This window comes from Spiroplasma endosymbiont of Sarcophaga variegata (assembly GCF_965178695.1).
GTDB classification, from domain to species: domain Bacteria; phylum Bacillota_I; class Bacilli_A; order Mycoplasmatales; family Mycoplasmataceae; genus Spiroplasma; species Spiroplasma poulsonii.
In genome coordinates this window covers 1,010,190-1,028,924 of sequence record NZ_CBCXVU010000002.1, presented here as the reverse complement: position 1 = coordinate 1,028,924, position 18,735 = coordinate 1,010,190, and the positions used below count along the sequence as shown (strand labels likewise).

General features: G+C 28.7%; 16 protein-coding genes. 4 read left to right on the top strand and 12 right to left on the bottom strand.

What is annotated here, in order from left to right; all coding sequences use genetic code 4:
- Positions 1-3 precede the first annotated feature (3 nt).
- Both ACOBME_RS07100 and ACOBME_RS07095 read right to left on the bottom strand, forming a co-directional pair.
- Positions 4-921, bottom strand: a complete 918-nt coding sequence (locus ACOBME_RS07100; protein ID WP_338965282.1) for an energy-coupling factor transporter ATPase — start codon at positions 919-921, stop codon at positions 4-6.
- Positions 909-1,775, bottom strand: a complete 867-nt coding sequence (locus ACOBME_RS07095) for an energy-coupling factor transporter ATPase (RefSeq protein WP_338965279.1) — start codon at positions 1,773-1,775, stop codon at positions 909-911. The genes ACOBME_RS07100 and ACOBME_RS07095 overlap by 13 nt, the downstream gene beginning before the upstream one ends.
- A gap of 156 nt (positions 1,776-1,931) precedes the next feature.
- Between ACOBME_RS07095 and ACOBME_RS07090 the strand changes: the two genes are divergently transcribed.
- Positions 1,932-2,894, top strand: a complete 963-nt coding sequence (locus ACOBME_RS07090; protein WP_338963247.1) for an IS1/IS1595 family N-terminal zinc-binding domain-containing protein — start codon at positions 1,932-1,934, stop codon at positions 2,892-2,894.
- A 183-nt stretch (positions 2,895-3,077) separates the two neighbouring features.
- On the opposite strand, the gene ACOBME_RS07085 is transcribed toward ACOBME_RS07090, so the two are convergent.
- Together ACOBME_RS07085 and ACOBME_RS07080 are read right to left on the bottom strand one after the other, a co-directional pair.
- Entirely contained in the window at positions 3,078-6,047 is a 2,970-nt protein-coding gene (locus ACOBME_RS07085; protein WP_419334788.1) for a DNA translocase FtsK, read from the bottom strand.
- A 102-nt stretch (positions 6,048-6,149) separates the two neighbouring features.
- Positions 6,150-7,817, bottom strand: a complete 1,668-nt coding sequence (locus ACOBME_RS07080; RefSeq protein ID WP_338965273.1) for a ribonuclease J — start codon at positions 7,815-7,817, stop codon at positions 6,150-6,152.
- A 226-nt stretch (positions 7,818-8,043) separates the two neighbouring features.
- Between ACOBME_RS07080 and coaD the strand changes: the two genes are divergently transcribed.
- Together coaD and ACOBME_RS07070 are read left to right on the top strand one after the other, a co-directional pair.
- Complete coding sequence (gene coaD / locus ACOBME_RS07075; protein ID WP_338965270.1) at positions 8,044-8,466, top strand: pantetheine-phosphate adenylyltransferase; 423 nt, start codon at positions 8,044-8,046, stop codon at positions 8,464-8,466.
- Between the two features lie 19 nt (positions 8,467-8,485).
- Positions 8,486-9,151, top strand: a complete 666-nt coding sequence (locus tag ACOBME_RS07070; protein ID WP_338965268.1) for an SDR family NAD(P)-dependent oxidoreductase — start codon at positions 8,486-8,488, stop codon at positions 9,149-9,151.
- A 566-nt stretch (positions 9,152-9,717) separates the two neighbouring features.
- Here ACOBME_RS07070 and ACOBME_RS07065 read toward each other — a convergent pair.
- From ACOBME_RS07065 to ACOBME_RS07040, 6 genes are all read right to left on the bottom strand, one after another.
- Positions 9,718-10,197, bottom strand: coding sequence for a hypothetical protein (locus ACOBME_RS07065; RefSeq protein WP_419334785.1), 480 nt, complete (start codon positions 10,195-10,197; stop codon positions 9,718-9,720).
- 218 nt (positions 10,198-10,415) lie between these two features.
- The gene (locus tag ACOBME_RS07060) at positions 10,416-11,693 is read right to left on the bottom strand and encodes a glucose-6-phosphate isomerase (RefSeq protein ID WP_338965262.1); all 1,278 of its coding nucleotides are present in this window, start codon (positions 11,691-11,693) and stop codon (positions 10,416-10,418) included.
- Between the two features lie 56 nt (positions 11,694-11,749).
- On the bottom strand, positions 11,750-12,073 hold the full coding sequence (locus ACOBME_RS07055) for a S1 RNA-binding domain-containing protein (RefSeq protein ID WP_338965260.1): 324 nt from the start codon (positions 12,071-12,073) through the stop codon (positions 11,750-11,752).
- A 114-nt stretch (positions 12,074-12,187) separates the two neighbouring features.
- Positions 12,188-14,191 (bottom strand): type I DNA topoisomerase, encoded by a 2,004-nt coding sequence (gene topA, locus ACOBME_RS07050; protein WP_419334782.1) that lies wholly within the window; start codon positions 14,189-14,191, stop codon positions 12,188-12,190.
- Positions 14,192-14,278: 87 nt separating this feature from the next.
- A complete protein-coding gene (locus tag ACOBME_RS07045; RefSeq protein WP_338965254.1) occupies positions 14,279-15,835 on the bottom strand; it encodes a hypothetical protein in 1,557 nt (518 codons plus the stop codon).
- 333 nt (positions 15,836-16,168) lie between these two features.
- Entirely contained in the window at positions 16,169-16,297 is a 129-nt protein-coding gene (locus tag ACOBME_RS07040) for a hypothetical protein (protein ID WP_338965252.1), read from the bottom strand.
- A gap of 256 nt (positions 16,298-16,553) precedes the next feature.
- Between ACOBME_RS07040 and ACOBME_RS07035 the strand changes: the two genes are divergently transcribed.
- Positions 16,554-16,823 carry a hypothetical protein gene (locus ACOBME_RS07035; RefSeq protein WP_338965249.1) on the top strand — a complete coding sequence of 90 codons (270 nt, stop codon included), beginning with the start codon at positions 16,554-16,556 and terminating at the stop codon, positions 16,821-16,823.
- A 213-nt stretch (positions 16,824-17,036) separates the two neighbouring features.
- Here the strand turns inward: ACOBME_RS07035 and ACOBME_RS07030 are convergent, their stop codons facing one another.
- Together ACOBME_RS07030 and ACOBME_RS07025 are read right to left on the bottom strand one after the other, a co-directional pair.
- Positions 17,037-17,912, bottom strand: coding sequence for a hypothetical protein (locus tag ACOBME_RS07030; protein WP_338965246.1), 876 nt, complete (start codon positions 17,910-17,912; stop codon positions 17,037-17,039).
- 73 nt (positions 17,913-17,985) lie between these two features.
- A complete protein-coding gene (locus ACOBME_RS07025; RefSeq protein ID WP_168226815.1) occupies positions 17,986-18,207 on the bottom strand; it encodes a hypothetical protein in 222 nt (73 codons plus the stop codon).
- Positions 18,208-18,735: the final 528 nt, after the last annotated feature.

The following is an 18,735-nucleotide window of genomic DNA, read 5'->3' as shown; positions in this document are numbered from 1 at the left end:
TTTTTACCCCTTTCTTTTTAGGCCTTTACGTTGGATGATTTCTTTTGCTAATTCATCAATATTCCGAATGTCAGCATCTGTTAAATCAAATCCTTTTTCTTTTAATTGATAAATTAAATTATAAATCTTTGGTGGTTCAATTAAAAGTGTTTGTAATAAATCTTTGTTTTTAAAAATTTCAAAAGGTGTTCCAATTTTAATAATTTTCCCATCTTTTAAAGCAACAACTTCATCAGCAATTTCTAAAACATGATCCATATTATGAGTAACTAAAATAATTCGTTTGTTTTGTTCTTGATTAATCCGGTGAAATAACTTAATAAAGTCTTCTTCTCCTTCCGGGTCTAATCCTGCGGTTGGTTCATCTAAAATTAAAGTATTTCCTTCCATTGCTAAAATTCCCGCAATTGCAACCCTTCGTTTTTGTCCTCCTGATAAATCAAATGGTGAACGTTCTAAATAATTTAACGGTAAACCAACCATTGTTAAATATTTCTTAGCATTTTCACGAGCAATTTCTTTACTCTCACCTAAATGAATTGGACCAAACATAATGTCTTTTTCAATTGTTTCTTCAAATAACTGATATTCCGGAAATTGGAATACTAAACCAATTGATTTTCGTAGTTGTTTAATATTTATAATCCGCTTTTGCTTTGCCTTAATAATGAAACCATTTGCATCAACAACTCCTGTTGTTGGAATTAATAATCCATTAATATGTTGAATCAAAGTTGATTTTCCACTCCCCGTGGAACCAATAATAGCAGTAATTTTCCCTGGTTTAATAACTAAATTAATATCTTGCAATGACTTATATTCATACGGTGTTTTTGGTGCATAAACATAAGAGACATCGGTAAATGTAATATCAGTGTTTTGTAAGGCCTCAACTTTAGTTTTCTTTTTTACTTTTGACATAGTTCATCCACCAACTCTCTAAGATCCAGCGTATTTTTAACATTCAACCCATTTAAACGTAAGCTATCAATTACTCGCGAAACAAACGGCACGTCTAAATGAATTGATTTTAAAAATTCTTCATCATACAAAATTTCGTGTGGTTTTCCACATTTAACCATTTGACCCTTGTTCATAACAATAACTTTATCCGCATTTAAGATTTCATCCATATCATGCGTGATTGAAATAATTGTTTTTTCGCGCGATTCTTTTAAATCAACCATAATTTGTTTAATTTCTTTACGTCCTTTGGGGTCTAACATACTTGTTGCCTCATCAAAAATAATGATATCAGGTTGTAATGCTAACGCCGAAGCAATCGCAACACGTTGTTTTTGTCCTCCTGATAGCATTAATGGTTCGTGGTCAAGAAAATTACTAATTCCTACTTTTGCAGCGGCTTTGTCAATAATTGCTTGCATATCTTTTTGTGGTACTTGGCGATTTTCTAATCCAAAAGCAATATCATCACGAACAGTTGAACCAATAAATTGGTTATCTGGATTTTGAAAGACAATTCCTAAAAATTTACGAATTCCAGTTAGTGTTAATGAATGAACTTCATTCCCAAAAACTTCAATTCTTCCTTTTTGGGGGCGTAAAACACCAATAATAATTTTGCTAATTGTTGATTTTCCACTCCCATTATGACCAATAATTGTTACATATTCACCATGTTTAATTTCAAAACTAACTCCATCAACGGCATTAGGATGATTTTCACGGTAGCGAAATTCAACATCAGTTAATTTTAATGAAACATCATTTAGTTTCTCTAATTTTGAATTTGGTTTTTTTGTTTTTTTTGCCATTTCTTCTCATCCTTAATGTTAATTACATAATAGTTTAATTATATCTTAATATTTTTAAATATTAATTGAAATTTTTCTTTAATTTTGTCGAAAACTCTTGATATTTATAAAATATACCTAAAATTAGGTATATTTTTAATATATGGAGGTAAATAAATGATGAAAAAAATAATTACAGAATTAATAAATAGCTTAACAGATGATCAATTTTTAGAATTTTATGAAAAAATAAAACAACAAGCAGACTTAATTAAAAAACAAAAACGTTTAAATGAAATTGATCAAAAATTTAGAGATAAAGGCATTATATGTCCTAATTGCAAATCTTTTCATTGTGTTAAAAATGGTCATAATTCCGAAGGAAAACAAAAATATTTATGTAAAAAATGTCGTGCTAGTTTTGATGCATTTCGTCATCATTTTACTTATTGAAGTCATTTAAATTATGAACAGTGAAATTTATTAATTCAAATTTCATTGTTAGGACAATCTAGTAAAATAATTTCTCGTTTTATTAAAACAACCCCAAAAACCGCTTGATATAATCGACAAAAATTAATGCAATCAAAACAATTAGAAAATACACAGTTAAAATTTAAAAAATTAAATGGTCAAATCCAAATGGATGAAACATTTATTAAAGAAATTCATAAAGGCAATTTTAAAGATAAATTTGATAAACGAAAAACTCATCTCGATCCATTTTCAACTGATACCAAATGCTGTATTCAAATGGCAGTTGATAGCAATAATAATATTTTTGTTCAATCCACCAATACCAAAAGATTACAAAAACAATGGATTATTGAAAATATGAATAAGCAACTAATTAAAGAAAAATCAATAATTATTTCTGATATGCAACCACTATATTTATTAGTAGCAAAACAAACAAATTCTACTCTATATTCCACCAAAACTAGTACAAACCCTGATACTAGTTATCAAAAGTTAAATAAGATTAGTAAATTACAATCCAGTCTTAAAGAAGCCTTAATTCATTATCATGGTTTGGGTTTCACTAATATTCAAAATTATTTAAAGCTCTGAAAATGAAAATACCAACACAAAGGTTTAACACCAAACCAACAATCAACGGTATTATATTTTAACGTTTAAAAAATTTAAAGCAAAATCATAATCTTACACAAAATTAGTTTTCAAATTGTCATATTGATGATTTTTTTTATTTCATCAAGAGTTTTCGACAAAATTAAAGAAATTTTTTCTTTCCAATTTCATATTTAATTATATATAAATATTATAAATACACAATAAAAAATTTATTTTTCAACAAGCCACTTATCATTGACCACCACTACTAAAATCATTATCATCTAAGTCAATGCTTTGAATATAAACATCACGTGGTTTAGCCCCCTTTTGTGGCCCAATAACTCCGTTGTCCTCTAAAGCATCAATTAACCGACTTGCCCGATTATAACCAATTGAAAATTTACGTTGAATTAACGATGTTGATGCTTTTTGATTTAAAATTACAAAACGCTTAATTTCATTATACATTGGGTCAATATCTTCACCTTCATTCCCACCACCAACTTCATTCGAATTCTCAATATTAATAAATTCTTCATCAAAATCAGGTTCTTGTTGCGCATGACAAAAATCAACTAATCGTTGAATTTCGTCATCGGAAATAAATGCTCCTTGCGCACGGGTTGGAATATTTTGACCAGCTGGGGCATATAACATATCACCATAACCAATTAATTTTTCAGCACCACCTTGATCTAAAATTGTGCGTGAATCAATCGAAGAAGCAACAGAAAAGGAAACTCGTGATGGAATATTTGTTTTAATAACCCCCGTAATAACGTCAGTTGAAGGACGTTGGGTTGCAATTACCATATGAATTCCTGCTGCTCGCGCCAATTGAGTAATTCGCATAATTGAATCTTCAATATCTTTTCCCGCTGTCATCATCAAATCTGCTAACTCATCAATTACAACAACAATGTATGGTAAGCGTTCTTTTGGGGAAACTTTATTATTAAATGTTTCAATGTTTCTAACTCCACGTTCTGATAACATACTATAACGGCGTTCCATTTCTTCAATAACTTTTTTTAAAGCAGCATTTGCAAATTTTGTATCAGAAATCACTTGTGCTAATAAATGCGGTAAATTATTATAAACTGCTAACTCAACTTGTTTTGGATCAATTAGCAATAATTTAACTTCTGATGGTTTTGTTCGTAATAATAACGATGATAAAATCGTATTAATACATACTGATTTTCCACTTCCCGTTGACCCGGCAACTAGTAAATGGGGCATTTTATCTAATTCAACAAAAATAATTTCACCATTAACACTACGCCCAATTCCAACTAACAACTTCTTATTTTGTTTTTCTAAGGGTACTCGTTCCATAATTTCACGTAAGGTTACTTTGCTACTAATTTCATTTGCTATCTCAATTCCAACCGCTGACTTACCTTGAATTGGTGCTTCAATTCGAACATTTTGGGTTGCTAAAGCATATTTTAGATCATTTTCTAAATTCATAATTTTATTAACTTTCACACCAGGTTGCATTTGAACTTCAAATTTTGTAATTGTTGGTCCAATATTAACACCTTGAACACTAGCGGCAATATTAAATTGATGAAAGACCTCATTAATTTTAACCGCTTTCTTTTGCGCAGAAATTTTATTACGTTCATTATTTCGCCGATTATCTTCTTTTGGATTTAATAATCCTAAATTTGGTAATTTATAATGTGGATTATTAAAACTACTACGACGCGGTGCAGCTTGGCTAAGTTTTTTATTAACTTCAATTGTTTTTGGCTTTGAAGCACGGCGTTGTTGCGGTGGCATATTAAAATTATTCCCACTCATTAAGGGCGGTTCATATGAAGGATAATATTCTGTTTGATAAGGGTCAGGTTCATTAAAAATTGGTTGATTACTTTGACGATGATAAATCCCATCATCATTAAGCACATTTGAATCAAATTGATCATAGTCTTGTGGTTCTGCAGCATTAAAATCATCAACCTGAACATGATCATCATAAAATGATGTTTGTTTAACCTTGGTTGGATTAAGATTACGATTAATTTTCCCAAATGGCGTAATATTTGTCTCTGAATTCAGTTTATCACGAGCAGCATCAATATTAACATCTTTGCCATAAGCGGAACTATATACTGGTAAGTCATCAATATTCTTATTAAGATAATTATTATTTTGACGATTACGTGGTTGAATATATTGGTCTGGTGTTGGCGAAACTTTTGGTGTTCGTTGCGGTGGCGTTGGATTATAATCATTAAATTTATCAGCAGGCATTCTCGATTGCATTGTTTCTTGTTCATCAAAACGAACATAATTTTGTTTCCCTTTTTTCTTCCCAACAAAATCATCCGCAATTAAATCATCAATTAACCGTTTATCATGTAAAGCGGTATAAGACGGCATTTGAATAGTAATATCTGATGCTTCCGTTGTATGCATTACTTGGCGAGCTGAAAATAATTCCTCATCAGGAATATTAAATGATTGATAAATATTTTGTTTTTGGCGGCGATTAGCTGATAATCTTAACACACGCAACCCCTGTTGTTGGCGTTGTGCTTTTGGTAAAAACAGTCCTCAAACTGTTCCGGTTGTTACTCAACTTCCTCATAATAAAAAAGTTAATAAACAAAAAATTAGTGAACCAAAAATTGTGGTATAACTAAAAATTCCCGCCAGGAAATTTCCAATAATTCCGCCACCAGCATATAAGGTAATTCAAGCTCCATTAAATCCAATAAAAGTAATCGGATGACTTGGATTAGCATTAAAAATTGAAGCATCCTGTCAATGTGCTAAATAATTATTAATAACATCTAAAAAAACGGTTTTATTAAAAAAGGCAATTTGACCATTAGCATATTGATAAATTAGTAAAAAACTACTTACTAATCAACAAGATAAAATAACAAAGCTAATAATCATTCAGCATACCCGACTCTTTAATTTAATCCGTACACCGATAAAAATTGTAACTCCAAGCACTAAGCATACTAAATATAGTAAATACTTAAATCAACCAAAAGCAAATGTAAATAAAACATCATCTAAAAATTGCCCAATTAAAGTAATTCGGCCCACCGCAAGAATCGTAAAAAAAGTAACTAACAACGCACCGATTACTCACCCGATTGAATCATTACGACGTTGCTTTTTTTCGACTTTTAAGATTGCAGTGTTCTCATTATGATCATTTAAAAGGTGATCATCATAAGATTTCTTTTTCATGGTGCAGCCCTCCTAAAATCCTAAATATTTAAGAATTACTTTAAATATGACCATACATTTAAAAAGTTTCAAATATTTATATACTATAAATATATCATAAAATTAAATTTCATTCACAATTGCTAAAATAATTGGTGTTTTCCCTGTTTCCGTTTTAACAAATGAACTAATTGTTAATCTAATTTCATTTTTAACTTCATTAACATCATACATTTCACCAGCAACAGCTTTTTTATAATGTTTTTCAATAATGTCAATAATTACCTTTTGCATTTTCCGAAAAATATCATTATTTTCTTGAATATAAATTACTCCTCGCATTTGTGTATCAATTAAGGAAACTAATTCTTTTGTTTTACCATCAATTGAGACACCAATAATAACAACTCCATCGGTTGCTAATTGTTTTCGCTCATTTAAAACAACAGCCCCAATATCACCAACACCAATTCCATCAACATATAAATCGGCTGTTTTTACTTTATTTGTTGTTTTTGTGTATTCACCATCAACAAATTCAACACCATCACCATTATCAACAATAAAAATATGGTTTGGGTTAATACCGGCTTCAATTGCCGCAGTTTTTTCTTGGACAAAGTCTTTGTATAATCCTTTGACGGGAATAAAGTATTTTGGTTTAATAATTGAGCTCATTAATTTAACATCTTCATAACTTGCTGTCATTGTTCAAACTTTTTTATCCGATAAAGCAATTGTTTTTGCCACTGTTCGTGCTAATTCATCTAAAACATTAGCATAGTTTAATTCACTTCCTGGATTTGGTGGGGTTGCTAAAATAATCATATCGCTTTCTTTAATATCTAAAATATCATCATTCCCAGAAGCAATTTTAATTAAACGACTATATAAACGTTCACCACTACCAGTTACAATAATTAATGATTTTTCTTCTTTAACCACTTCTTGTAAACCTTTAATATTAATCCCGTTAAAGTTTAATTTATTACTATCTGATAACACTTTTAATGATTCTAATAAGGTTTGACCGTAAATTCCAACTGAAATATTATTTTCTCGTACTAAGTCAAAAAGTTCACTAATTTTATGTAAATCTTGATCAAAACAAGCTAAAATAATCCGTCCTTCTGCTTCTTTGACTGCTCGTTCAATATAATTTTTAATTTTATGATTTGGTGCTGTATAATCGCGTCGTGATGCTGTTGAAGCTTCAGATAAAAATAATAACACCTTATTTTTAGCAACAATTTGATTTAAGTGTTGTAAATCAGTTGCAAAGTTTGGATCAGCTTTGGCATCAAAAATATAATCCCCCGTGTAAATAATTGTTCCATCTGGTGTGTGTAATGCAAATCCAAAACTATTTGGCATATTTGTTGTTGTTGAAAAAACTTCAACTTGACATGTTCCAAAATCAAGAACATCCTTTGCATTAATAACATTAAAACATTCTTCTTTACCACGTACTTTAAAACGTTGTAAATGGAATTTTAAAACATTGCATGTTAAATCACTACCATAAACTGGTACCGCTAATTCTTTTAACATATAAGTTAATGCTTCTGAACATTCATCAGAAGGTTTTGTAATAAAAATCCCTTTAATACGGGCACGATTTTCTTTTAAATAATCAAAATTTGATATTACTACATCAATCCCTAAAATCCCTCGTTCAGGGTTTTTTGTTCCTGCATCAAAAATAAAAATATCTTGTTCTACTTCGATACAGTATAAATTCTTACCTCTCTCATCTAGGCCACCAAGAGCGAAAAAACTAATTTTTGCCATAATTAAAATCTACTTCTTTCTATTCTTTTTTGTTTAGTACTCATTTACATTTCATTATTTAAATGCTTTTTACATTGTTTTCTTAAATTAAATAAATGTAATCTTAATTATTATACATTAGTATTAAAAAAATATACAAATAATTAAAAAAATATCTTATTACCATTATAATACCACATTTTTTCAGTTAAAATAATAAAAGCAATCAAAAGGATGTGAAATAACATTGAAAGCAATATTTCCGGGTAGTTTTGACCCAATTCATGATGGACATCTTAATATTATTAAAAAAGCTAGTGCTCTCTTTTCAAAATTGTATGTTGTTGTTACTAATAACTTAGAAAAAACAGGACAAACTGAAATTAAAATCCGGGCAGCAAAAGTTATTGCTGTTTGTCAACAAATTAATCCACACATTGAAGTTGTCATTAATGATAAAATGTTAACCAGCGATTTTGCAAAAGAATTAAAAGTTAACTATATTATTCGAGGATTACGAAATAATAATGATTTAAAATATGAAATGGAATTAGCTTTTGCTAATAAAAAATTAAATGAAAATCTTGAGACAATCTTCTTTGTTGCTGATTATGGCTTAACGGAAATTTCTTCAACCTTTTTAAAACAAATTGAACAACTAAAAAAATAACAATAAAGGGGGGACTAAAATGAAATTAAATAACATTAAAAGTGTCTTTATTTCAGGAGCAAGCAAAGGAATTGGCTTTGAATTAGCAAAACAATACTTAACCAACCATATTAATGTTTTTTGTGTGGCAAGAAATACAACACCAATTACAATCTGAGCAAAAGAACAAAATCTAACCAGTTATTTACAAACATTTAATTGTGATTTAAGTCAAATTGCAACCAACAGAAAACTAATTTCTGAACTTAATAAAATTGATTTTGATATTATGATCAATAATGCTGGTTTTAGTGTTTTCGGAATGTTTGAGAATACTAACATTGATGATGAACTAAATTTAATTGATTTGAATATTAAAAGTCTCCAATTTATGACTAAATACTTCTATTTAAAATATCATAAAACTAACACCGAAAAAAGAATTATTAACCTCGCTTCCATCGCCGCCTTCCAACCAGGACCATTACATGCCACTTATTTTGCCTCAAAAAGTTATGTTTTAAATTTTAGTTGTGCAATAAATTTTGAATTGCAACAACAAAAATCTAAATTAAAAGTAATTGCGTTATGTCCCGGTCCAATCAAAACAGACTTTTGAAATAGAGCCCAATATCAAAGTAAAAAACTACCACCTGGTAGTATGAATGTTACTAAATTTACTAAAATTGCTTTTAAAAAAAATTAATCAAACAAAAAGAGACGTTGTTTTAATTGGCAGTAAAAATAAAATTAATGTTTTTTTCGCAAAGCACTTACCTCGTAAAATGGTTTTAAAACAAGTCTATAAAATGCAAAAATCAGGTTTATAATTTATAACCTAAAATACAAACTAAAATAAATTAACTTTTTTAAGTTAATTTTTAAATAAAAAAACATTATTTTATAGTCCTTAATAATTAAAGATAAATAAAATAATGTTATTAATTAAAATATATCATATTGATAAAGAGATTTAGTATTTTTAAATAAAATAGGTAATATAAAAATTATAATCATATTTAAAATAAAGTTAGTTTAAAAAAATAGTTCATGAATTTTATTCAACATTATTATAATCATTTGTTTTAAGAAACTATAATTTTAAAATAAAATTTGGCTTGAGTTTTCACTCAACTAAATAAACTAGTATTTTTGACAGTAGCTTTAGCGGTAAATTTCGCAGTTATGACATTATCAGAATATTGCAAATTTAAAATTAACTTTACGTTTACTACATCAATCTTTCTTCAACTCTTATTCCCTCATACATAGCTAGCTACTATAAGTTTCTTCTGCTAATGTTTTTTCATCTTCTTTATTATTTATTAATGACATATTAACTACATAACCTAGCGGTGAATAAACCCTTCGATTAAAATAATTAAATTCATACCCTTCAACTCAATAATTACTATTTTCTTTAATTTCTACATTAAAAAAATTATATTTTGTTCCTGTTGGTAATTTTTTTGATCAAATAAATGTATTCTTATCCGAATTATTTATATAAAAAGCGGTCACCTTCGTAATTGGTGTTGCCAATTCTGAATCTTTCACAAAATTAGATTTTTTTTGATGAATCTCAGTTTCTCTTTTTACTATTTTTTTTGCTTGTTGACTAGATTCTAAGTTAGCTTTGAAATCAGTACCTTCAAAATTATTTTTTACATCATATAAACTCGTAGCATTTAATGTTAAAATTGGTGCAACGCCAATTGTTAATACACTTACTAAACTTAAAATTTTTTTCATTTAAAATTAACCTTTCTTTATCTCTTAGGACATCCTAAGATAGTATTATCCTACCTTAAAGCACAAGAAAATTATTTTTTAATATAAAATAATGATAAGAATCATATTTAAATCAAAAATTCTATTATTTAATTAATAGTTTTACCGCATTTGTCGCTTTAATTTAACTTAAAAAAACAAAAAATATTGAGATTCAATATTTTTTACCTTGTTATTTTTTAATTTTTTCCTAGCAAATCAAACATATTTTTTTTATAAATTTCAACACCAGGTTGATCAAACGGATTTATTTTTAATAAATAAGCTGACATCGCACATGCTTTCATAAATCAATATGATAAATAGCCAAACATTTTTTCATCCATTGTCTCAAATTCCAAAATAATATTAGGAACATGTCCTACTTTGGTATGAGCGGCGATAACACCTTGGATTGCAGTTGTATTGACCTCGTGCAATGTTTTTCCTGCTAGATAGTTTAAGCCATCAAGGTCTTGCTCTGCTTTGGTTAAAGCAAGATCTAATTGCGGTTTTTTAATTTCAATAACTGTTTCAAATAAGATGTTTTTTGTTCCTTCTTGAATAAATTGACCAAGAGAATGTAAATCTGTTGAAAAAATACATGATAAAGGTAGTAATCCTTTTGAATCTTTTCCTTCTGATTCTCCGAATAATTGTTTTCATCATTCAGTAATCATCTGCATTTGTAGCTCATAAGTTACAAGCATTTCAGCTTTATATTTTTTTTCGTAATTCAAAATATAACGGCCAACAGCATATTTATAGACATAATTAGTTAAATCATCAATTAAAGTGTCTTGATAAGCTTGTTGTGCTCCTTTAAAAACATTGTCAACGTCAATACCACTTACGAGCATTGCAAAAACCCCAACCGGAGTTAAAACTGAATACCTTCCTCCAATATCATCAGGAATTACGAAGGTTTGATATCCTGCTTCATCAGCTAATGTTTTTAATGCACCTTTATGCTTATCGGTAATTGCAACAATTAATTTTGCCGCTTTTAGAAAACCTTCTTTTTTCTCTAAAAGCTCCTTACATAGACGAAATGCAATCGCTGGTTCAGTTGTTGTTCCAGATTTAGAAACAACACAAATTCCAAATTTCTTATTTTGAAGATATTGTAAAACTTGTGCCATATAAGTTGAAGACATTGTATTACCAAGATAAATTACTTTGACTTTTTGTTGACTATATAACCCATTAATCATTTCAATCGCAGCACGAGCACCAAGATAACTCCCACCAATTCCAATTACTAATAAAACATCAATTTCATTCGCTAATTGTTTTGCTGTTTGTTTCATTGCTGCAAGTTCTGCTTGATCATAAGTATTTGGTCATTCAACCCAACCTAAAAAATCACTTCCTGGGCCAGTTTTGTCATGAATCATATGGTGAATATCTTTAACTTGTCCTAAATACTTCTCGAAAACAGCTTCACTTAATGCATTAGTAAAATTTACTTTGATCATTATAATATTGCCTGCTTTCTATCTAAAAATCCCTTTATTTATAAAATTTAAACGTTTTATTTACTTGTTAACGAAGTAATTTTTTCACGTAAAGGTTGAAAACCTGCTCCCGTCTCTTGAATTTGACTGTTGTTTTTCTTCAGTAATTCAGGTCGGCAGTTTTTATAACTTAATTTAACTTGTTTCTTAACTGGATCAAAATCAAGTACTTCCACTTCAACATTGTCACCAACATTAACAAATTCTTTAATATCTCTTACAAAGAAATCTGAAATTTCACTGATATGGATTAAGCCATCAGCTTTTTCTGCCCGACAAAAAGCACCATACGGAGTAATATTTGTTATCTTCGCAATAACTTTACTTCCTTTTTCATACATAATTAGTCACATCCCCCTTCTAAAACTATAGTAATTATACCGCTAGAACTATGAAAATCATTTTCTAAATCAGAAAAAAATTTATTAGCCACATATAAAAAGGATTATATCACCTTATTTTAATAAATTAAGGCGATATAATCCGTTATTTTCATTATTATCCTCATTATTTCCTTCTTGCTCAGGTTTTTCTTCTTTATAAGAATCATTATAATGACAATTTGGATAATTAGTACAAGCTTTAAAGCGTTGAAAACGTTTATTAAATTTTAAAATAATTTCACCAACACCACACTCTGGGCATAGCCCAAATTTAGGACCAGTTTGGTGAATATAGCGACATTTGGGAAAACCAGAACAAGCAATAAATTTTCCATATTTTCCATAACGATATACCAAATCACTACCACACTCTGGACAATCAATTCCCGCTTTTTCAACCGGAATCTCTTCCATCAATTCCATTGCTGCTTCAATTCGTGGTTTAAAGCGTTCTCAAAATTCTTTTAATAATGGTTTAGGGTCTGCTTCACTATGGGCAATCACATCTAAACTTTCCTCAATGGTTGAAGTATATGTTTCATTAATAATATCATTAAAATATTCTTGCAACTTATCACTTGTTAAAATTCCTTTTTCTGTTGCTTTAATAGCTTTATTTTCGACAATAATATACCCACGCTCTTTTAAAGTACGCATAATTTGGGCATAAGTTGATGGTCGACCGACACCAATTTCTTCTAGTGTTTTAATTAATTTTGCTTCAGAATAACGACTTGGTGGTTTTGTAAAGTGCTGAATTCCAAATAATTCATTTAAATTAATAATTTGGTTTGGTTTCAAGGCTGGTAATTTTGCAATTTCTTCATCATCATCTAATGCGGAAAATTTTAAAAAACCATCAAACTGAACCGTACTTCCCGTCATTCGAAATTCATAATTATTATTATCTAAAATAATTGCTTTACTTAATAATTTAGCACTAGCCATTAAACTAGCAAGAGCACGATTATAAATAATTTTATATAAACGTAATTGATCACGACTCAAATATTCTTTTGCTGCATCAGGTGTCATCATTAAATCCGTTGGTCGAATTGCTTCATGGGCATCTTGCACATTTTTTTTATTTTTAGCGGGAGTTTTAACTTCACCCAAATATTTTTGCCCATACTTAATCGTAATATAATCAAAGGCATCTTGAATAAATTTATCACTTAACCGAATAGAGTCTGTTCGAGGATAACTAATAAACCCCGTAATATCATCTTTTACTTTAATTCCTTCGTATAGTTGTTGCGCAATTAAAGAAGTTTTATTTGAATCAAACCCCAACTTACTACTTGCTTCTTGTAACATTGTTGATGTTGTGTGTGGATTAGGTGATTTTCGGTGTTTTTCTGTTTCCTTAACTTGAACAACAACAAAATCTTTTTTTAATGCCTTTTTAACTTTTAAAACATCAGTTTCATTTTTTAATTCAATCTTTTCATCTTTAAATTTTGTTAATTTAACAACTGCTTTTTTATATAATCCTTCAACAGTTCAATATTCTTCGGGAACAAAAACTTGTCATTCTTTTTCTCGTTCAACAACTAATTTTAACGCAACAGATTGTACTCGTCCAGCTGATTTTGACTTAATCTTTTTTTGTAACAATTTACTTAATCGAAACCCAATAAAACGGTCAAGAATTCGGCGTGCTTCTTGTGATTTTACCAAGTTCATATCAATATCAGTTTGATGATGAAACGCTTCTAAAACGGCTTCTTTTGTAATTTCATTAAAACGAACACGACGCGATTTGTCATTACAATTTAAAACTTCATTCAAGTGATATGCAATCGCTTCTCCTTCGCGGTCGGGGTCCGTTGCAAGAATAACTAAATTTGCAGCTTTAGCTTCTTGTTTTAATTTTTTTACCAGTTCTTTTTTCCCACGTTCCATCTTGTAAGTTGGTTCAAAAGTTTCAATATCAACACCCAGACCATACTCACCCTTTGTTGATAAGTTTCGAATATGTCCTTCTGAAGATAATACTAAATAACCATCACCAAGATATTTTTCAACTGCTTTTGTTTTTGTGGGGGATTCCATTATTACCAGCGTATTCGCCATTTTTTCTCTCCTTTAAATTGGATAATACATTACAATAATTATTATACATAATATTTCAAAAAAACTATTTAAATTTATTTTTTCAAACTAAAATAGATTTCGAATCTTATTAATAATCATATCAATCGTATTTGCAACAATTGGAACTGTAAAATAAAGAATAACAATAACCCCAACTAGTAACAAAATTATTCCAATAATAGTCATACTAATTCAAAAGGTTTTGACATTAAATCTTGAGCGAATTACAACCCTAATTTGTTTTTCATCGATTTTCTTATTCCAATTTTTCTTTACTTGATAAAAATTATCAATTAACTTATCATATTGTTTTTGCGTAAGCCCAAATTCATTCATAACTTCAAACTGATCCATCTTGCTATGACCAAATTCATCAAAGATTTTATCATAAATTTCTTGTGCTTGAATTTTTCCCATTAATGTCTTAATGGTGTAATTTTTATATGTTCCCAATCCGGGTGATGTATCAACCACTCCTTTTACAAAACTATTTTTAAAACTTTCTTCTGTTTCATCATCTATCATTGGTTCAACTTTCGTTGGATCTAAATCAATTACTGGAGCATTTGTATCAAAAAAATCATGTAAATTTTCTGTAAAATTATTGTCAAAATTATCATCATTTTCTGCTTTATTAACAATTGGGGGAGTGGGGTCATTGAATTCAGCAGTATCGAAGAAGAAACTGTGTTCGTCATCCTGTTCGTCATCAAAGTGACTATCAAAATCATCATCAAAATTAAATAAATCAAAAACATTATTTTCAGATAGTGAATCAATTTTTGCCTTTCCTGCAGGTTCAATGACATCTTTTACTTCTGAGCGATTCTCCGCATTTAAAATTGTTGGTGGTTCATTTTGGATTACTTCTTCTTGTTCAGTTGTTAATGGTAATTCTGGTAAAATAATTGTTTCTGAACTAGTTACAGTTGACCGTGACTCTTGTTTTTCATTTCTTTTTTCTCAAGCTTCAATTAAAGTTTTATTTAAAGCTTCAGCTTCTTTTAAATGACGAAGTGAAGTATCTAACGTATTTTTTAATTCTTTGTATTCACCACCACTTGTTTTTGGCTGATTACGATCGCTGCTAATAAACTCATCTAAAATTTTAGAAATATGAATTGCTCAATTATATTCATCTTCAGCACTAAGCGGACCGACAGGACGACGAAAATCATTATAATTACTTTCTTTCGCGAATGGGCGAGAATTATAATACGGTGAATAAGGATCATCCAAATATTGTTGATTACGATAATCATACCGATTATGATATGATGACATATTTCGCATATCATTCTCAGGCCCCAAATTTGGCAATGAAGAAGGATTCACCGTTTGATTAATATTTTGATACGGTGGCGTTGGATTTACCATTGCGGGAGATTGTTGTTGTAATGGTTTTGGTTGTTGAATTACTGGCGAATAATTATACTGCGATAACAATGGGGGATATAAATTTTGTGGTAGGGTATACTGCACTCCTGATGGGGGAGTAGGATATGGATAAAACGGTGGATATGGATATGGATATTGATAATAACTAAAAAAATCAGGATTATAATGAATCCGACAATTATTATGGCAACCCTTACTATGACCCTTTTTTATGTTTTCACCCATATTATTCACCCTATTCGCAATTTAATCATTTATATTAATTATAACATAAAAGCCATGAAATAACATTTTCGATCTTGCAATTTAACATTATACAAAATAACTAGTTTAATTTCAAGACAGTTGAATGGATTTTGCACAATGTTTTTAATTGTTTTAATTTTCATTGCTTCATTATGTCTTAAATTCCTTCCCTTCTTTTTTACCCCCGAACAATAATTTTATTATTTTATCAGCTGTTAATAGATCGTCTGAATAGTCAGGACGTCTTCATTAAGGTAATTAAAGATAAAAAATAAAAAAAGTATTTTAATAAAATACTTTTTTATAAATCAATTATTTTTTAATTGCTGTTCCAGTTTTACCAGCTAATGCTGCTTTTGCTTGCGCTAATTCAGCAATAATAGCAACTTTTTGATCACCTAAACTAGCAAATTTCATTGCTGCTTGAACTTTTGGCAACATACTGTTCAAAAAATTAGTGATTTAGATCCAAAAATGAATAATTTTGGATATGTGGGATTAAGTTTTTATGCCTAAAATTTGAACGTCACTTAAAAATAGAAGATTCGAAGTTGATTTAGTCGTTACTTCCATTTCCAACAAAGAAATTAATTTAAGGGATGGTTTTTTTGTAAAGCTTTAATAGATACCTGGTGCAACAAATTCTGTTATATCAACTAAAATTGTTGAAAAATTAAAACTTGAGTCAAGAGGAAAAATGAAAGTTTCTACTGGTTCTAATTCAGAAGATGAATTTTATACATATATGGTTGCTTTACATTTACCAACTGACCTTCAACAAGGAATAGTATCAACACCTGAGGGATTAAAATCTCGAGTATTCCCAAGTTCATTTGTAACTAAGATTACAATGGTTCACGGAAATGAACATATTTCCAGCCAAGGATTTGACGCAATAATTGGACTGGATGTACTTGAAAGTGGCAATTGTACTATTGCTGGCCCAAATATGGTATTATCATTCTAATTTAATTTATAACTGCCAAAAATTAATGGCAGTTTTTTATTTTAATGTTATAATTTTATTAACGGTATGAACTAAATTCTTAAATGTCTGTGGTTTTCACATATTTATTGACAATATGACTTTACATATTGCAGAAGTAAGGATGCCATTCCTTACTTTTTTATCCTTATACCTCTATCCTATACTCTTTTAAATAAAAAAACAATAAATTTCTTATTGTTTTGCAATATTAATAATATTAGTTGAAGTCAAAATATTCATTAATAACTCATATAAGCATTGAATAATTTGTACTAATGGAACAACTTTATTACGATAGTCTGTTATTTTTTGAGCAATTTCTAATCTTTTTTCTGGTGTTAATCCAATAACAAATTTATGATAAGTTTCCACTTCTTCAACAATTTTTGCTTTGTTAAATTCTGGTAACTTAATTTTTCCCTCATTAAAATCTTTCTCAATTTTATCAATATTTTCTAATTGTGTTTTTAATTTTTCTTCTTCTTGATCAACTGAAAATTCAGTTAAAACAATATCGCGTTGTAAAAATAATCCTAATTGATTTACTAAATTTCAAATTTCTAACGCATCACTTGCTTGGTTAATATCTTCTAAACATTTATCAAGGGCTGAATCTAAACTCTTAATTTCTTCATCATAAATTTTTGTTAATTCAGTAATTTCTACTTTCATCATATCTACGAAAAGTTTATTTAAATCAACTGGACTTGATTCTTTGGCACTAGCCATAAAATCGTTTAAAAAACGAGGTAACGGAATAATTGAATTAAATAATTTACTTACTTCAATTAGTGTTGTCACTTTCTTTTGATCAACTTCTTCGGGTGTTTTATCTTCTAAATATTCAGTTCTAATATCATCAAATAAAGGTTTAATTTCTGTTTTAACAAAATTAAATAAATCCTCAAAATTAGTTTTAAATTTAGCTCCTGCTAAAAATGCTTCAATTTTTGGGTTTTTTTCTGCAGTATCCTTTTGATAATCTACTTCAAAAAGATCAATATATTTTGTTAAATAATTCATCATTCCTTTTTCAACATCTGCTCAGAAATTATTCTGTTGTGTCATAATATCATATCCCTCTATTTCTATAAATTATTATTTACTCCAATTTTACCATAAAATAAGAATTTATGTTATTTTAATTTGTCTTTTCTTGATTTTCTTTAATTTTTTGACGATTAACTAACAAATTATTTAAATTAACAACAATTGAAACTAATAACGCAATAATTAAACTTAAGACAATTAAATATAAAATATAATATTCTGGTTTCCGAAAATCTTGAAAAAAATATGGAACATAATAATTTTTGGCAGGAGTACTATAATTTCATAACTTTTCATCAATCGGAGTTAACAATAATACTATTTGTCGTAAAGCAATAAAAATTGTGTAGAAAATGGGATGAAGATAAAACTTGTATAACTTTCGTGCATAAAAATCACGATGATTAATTATTTTTTTTCAAACCTAAAACAAAAATAAATAATAAAAATAATTGGACAAAGTCAATGTTGAACAACAGTACTAATCCAATAAATTGTAATATTATTCCAACTTGCGGTAAAAGTTTGTCTTGTAATTGCACCAATCACACTACCGATTGTAAAAAACAAAAAAGTTAACAACGCTGCAAAAACAATATATAACACAAAAAGATGGTTTGTCACAAAATGACAATATTTTTGCTTGCTAAAATAAATTAAACCACCTAACGCAAATAACAAAATTAATAAATCCGTTTGAACACTCCATCAACTAATAAAATATTATGAGTAACTTAACCAATTTAATTGATAATGAAATAAACTATAAAAATAAGTTAACGCTAAAATAATAATTTCCAAACTAAAAAGAAGACTACAATAAATTAAATTTTTAATCTGT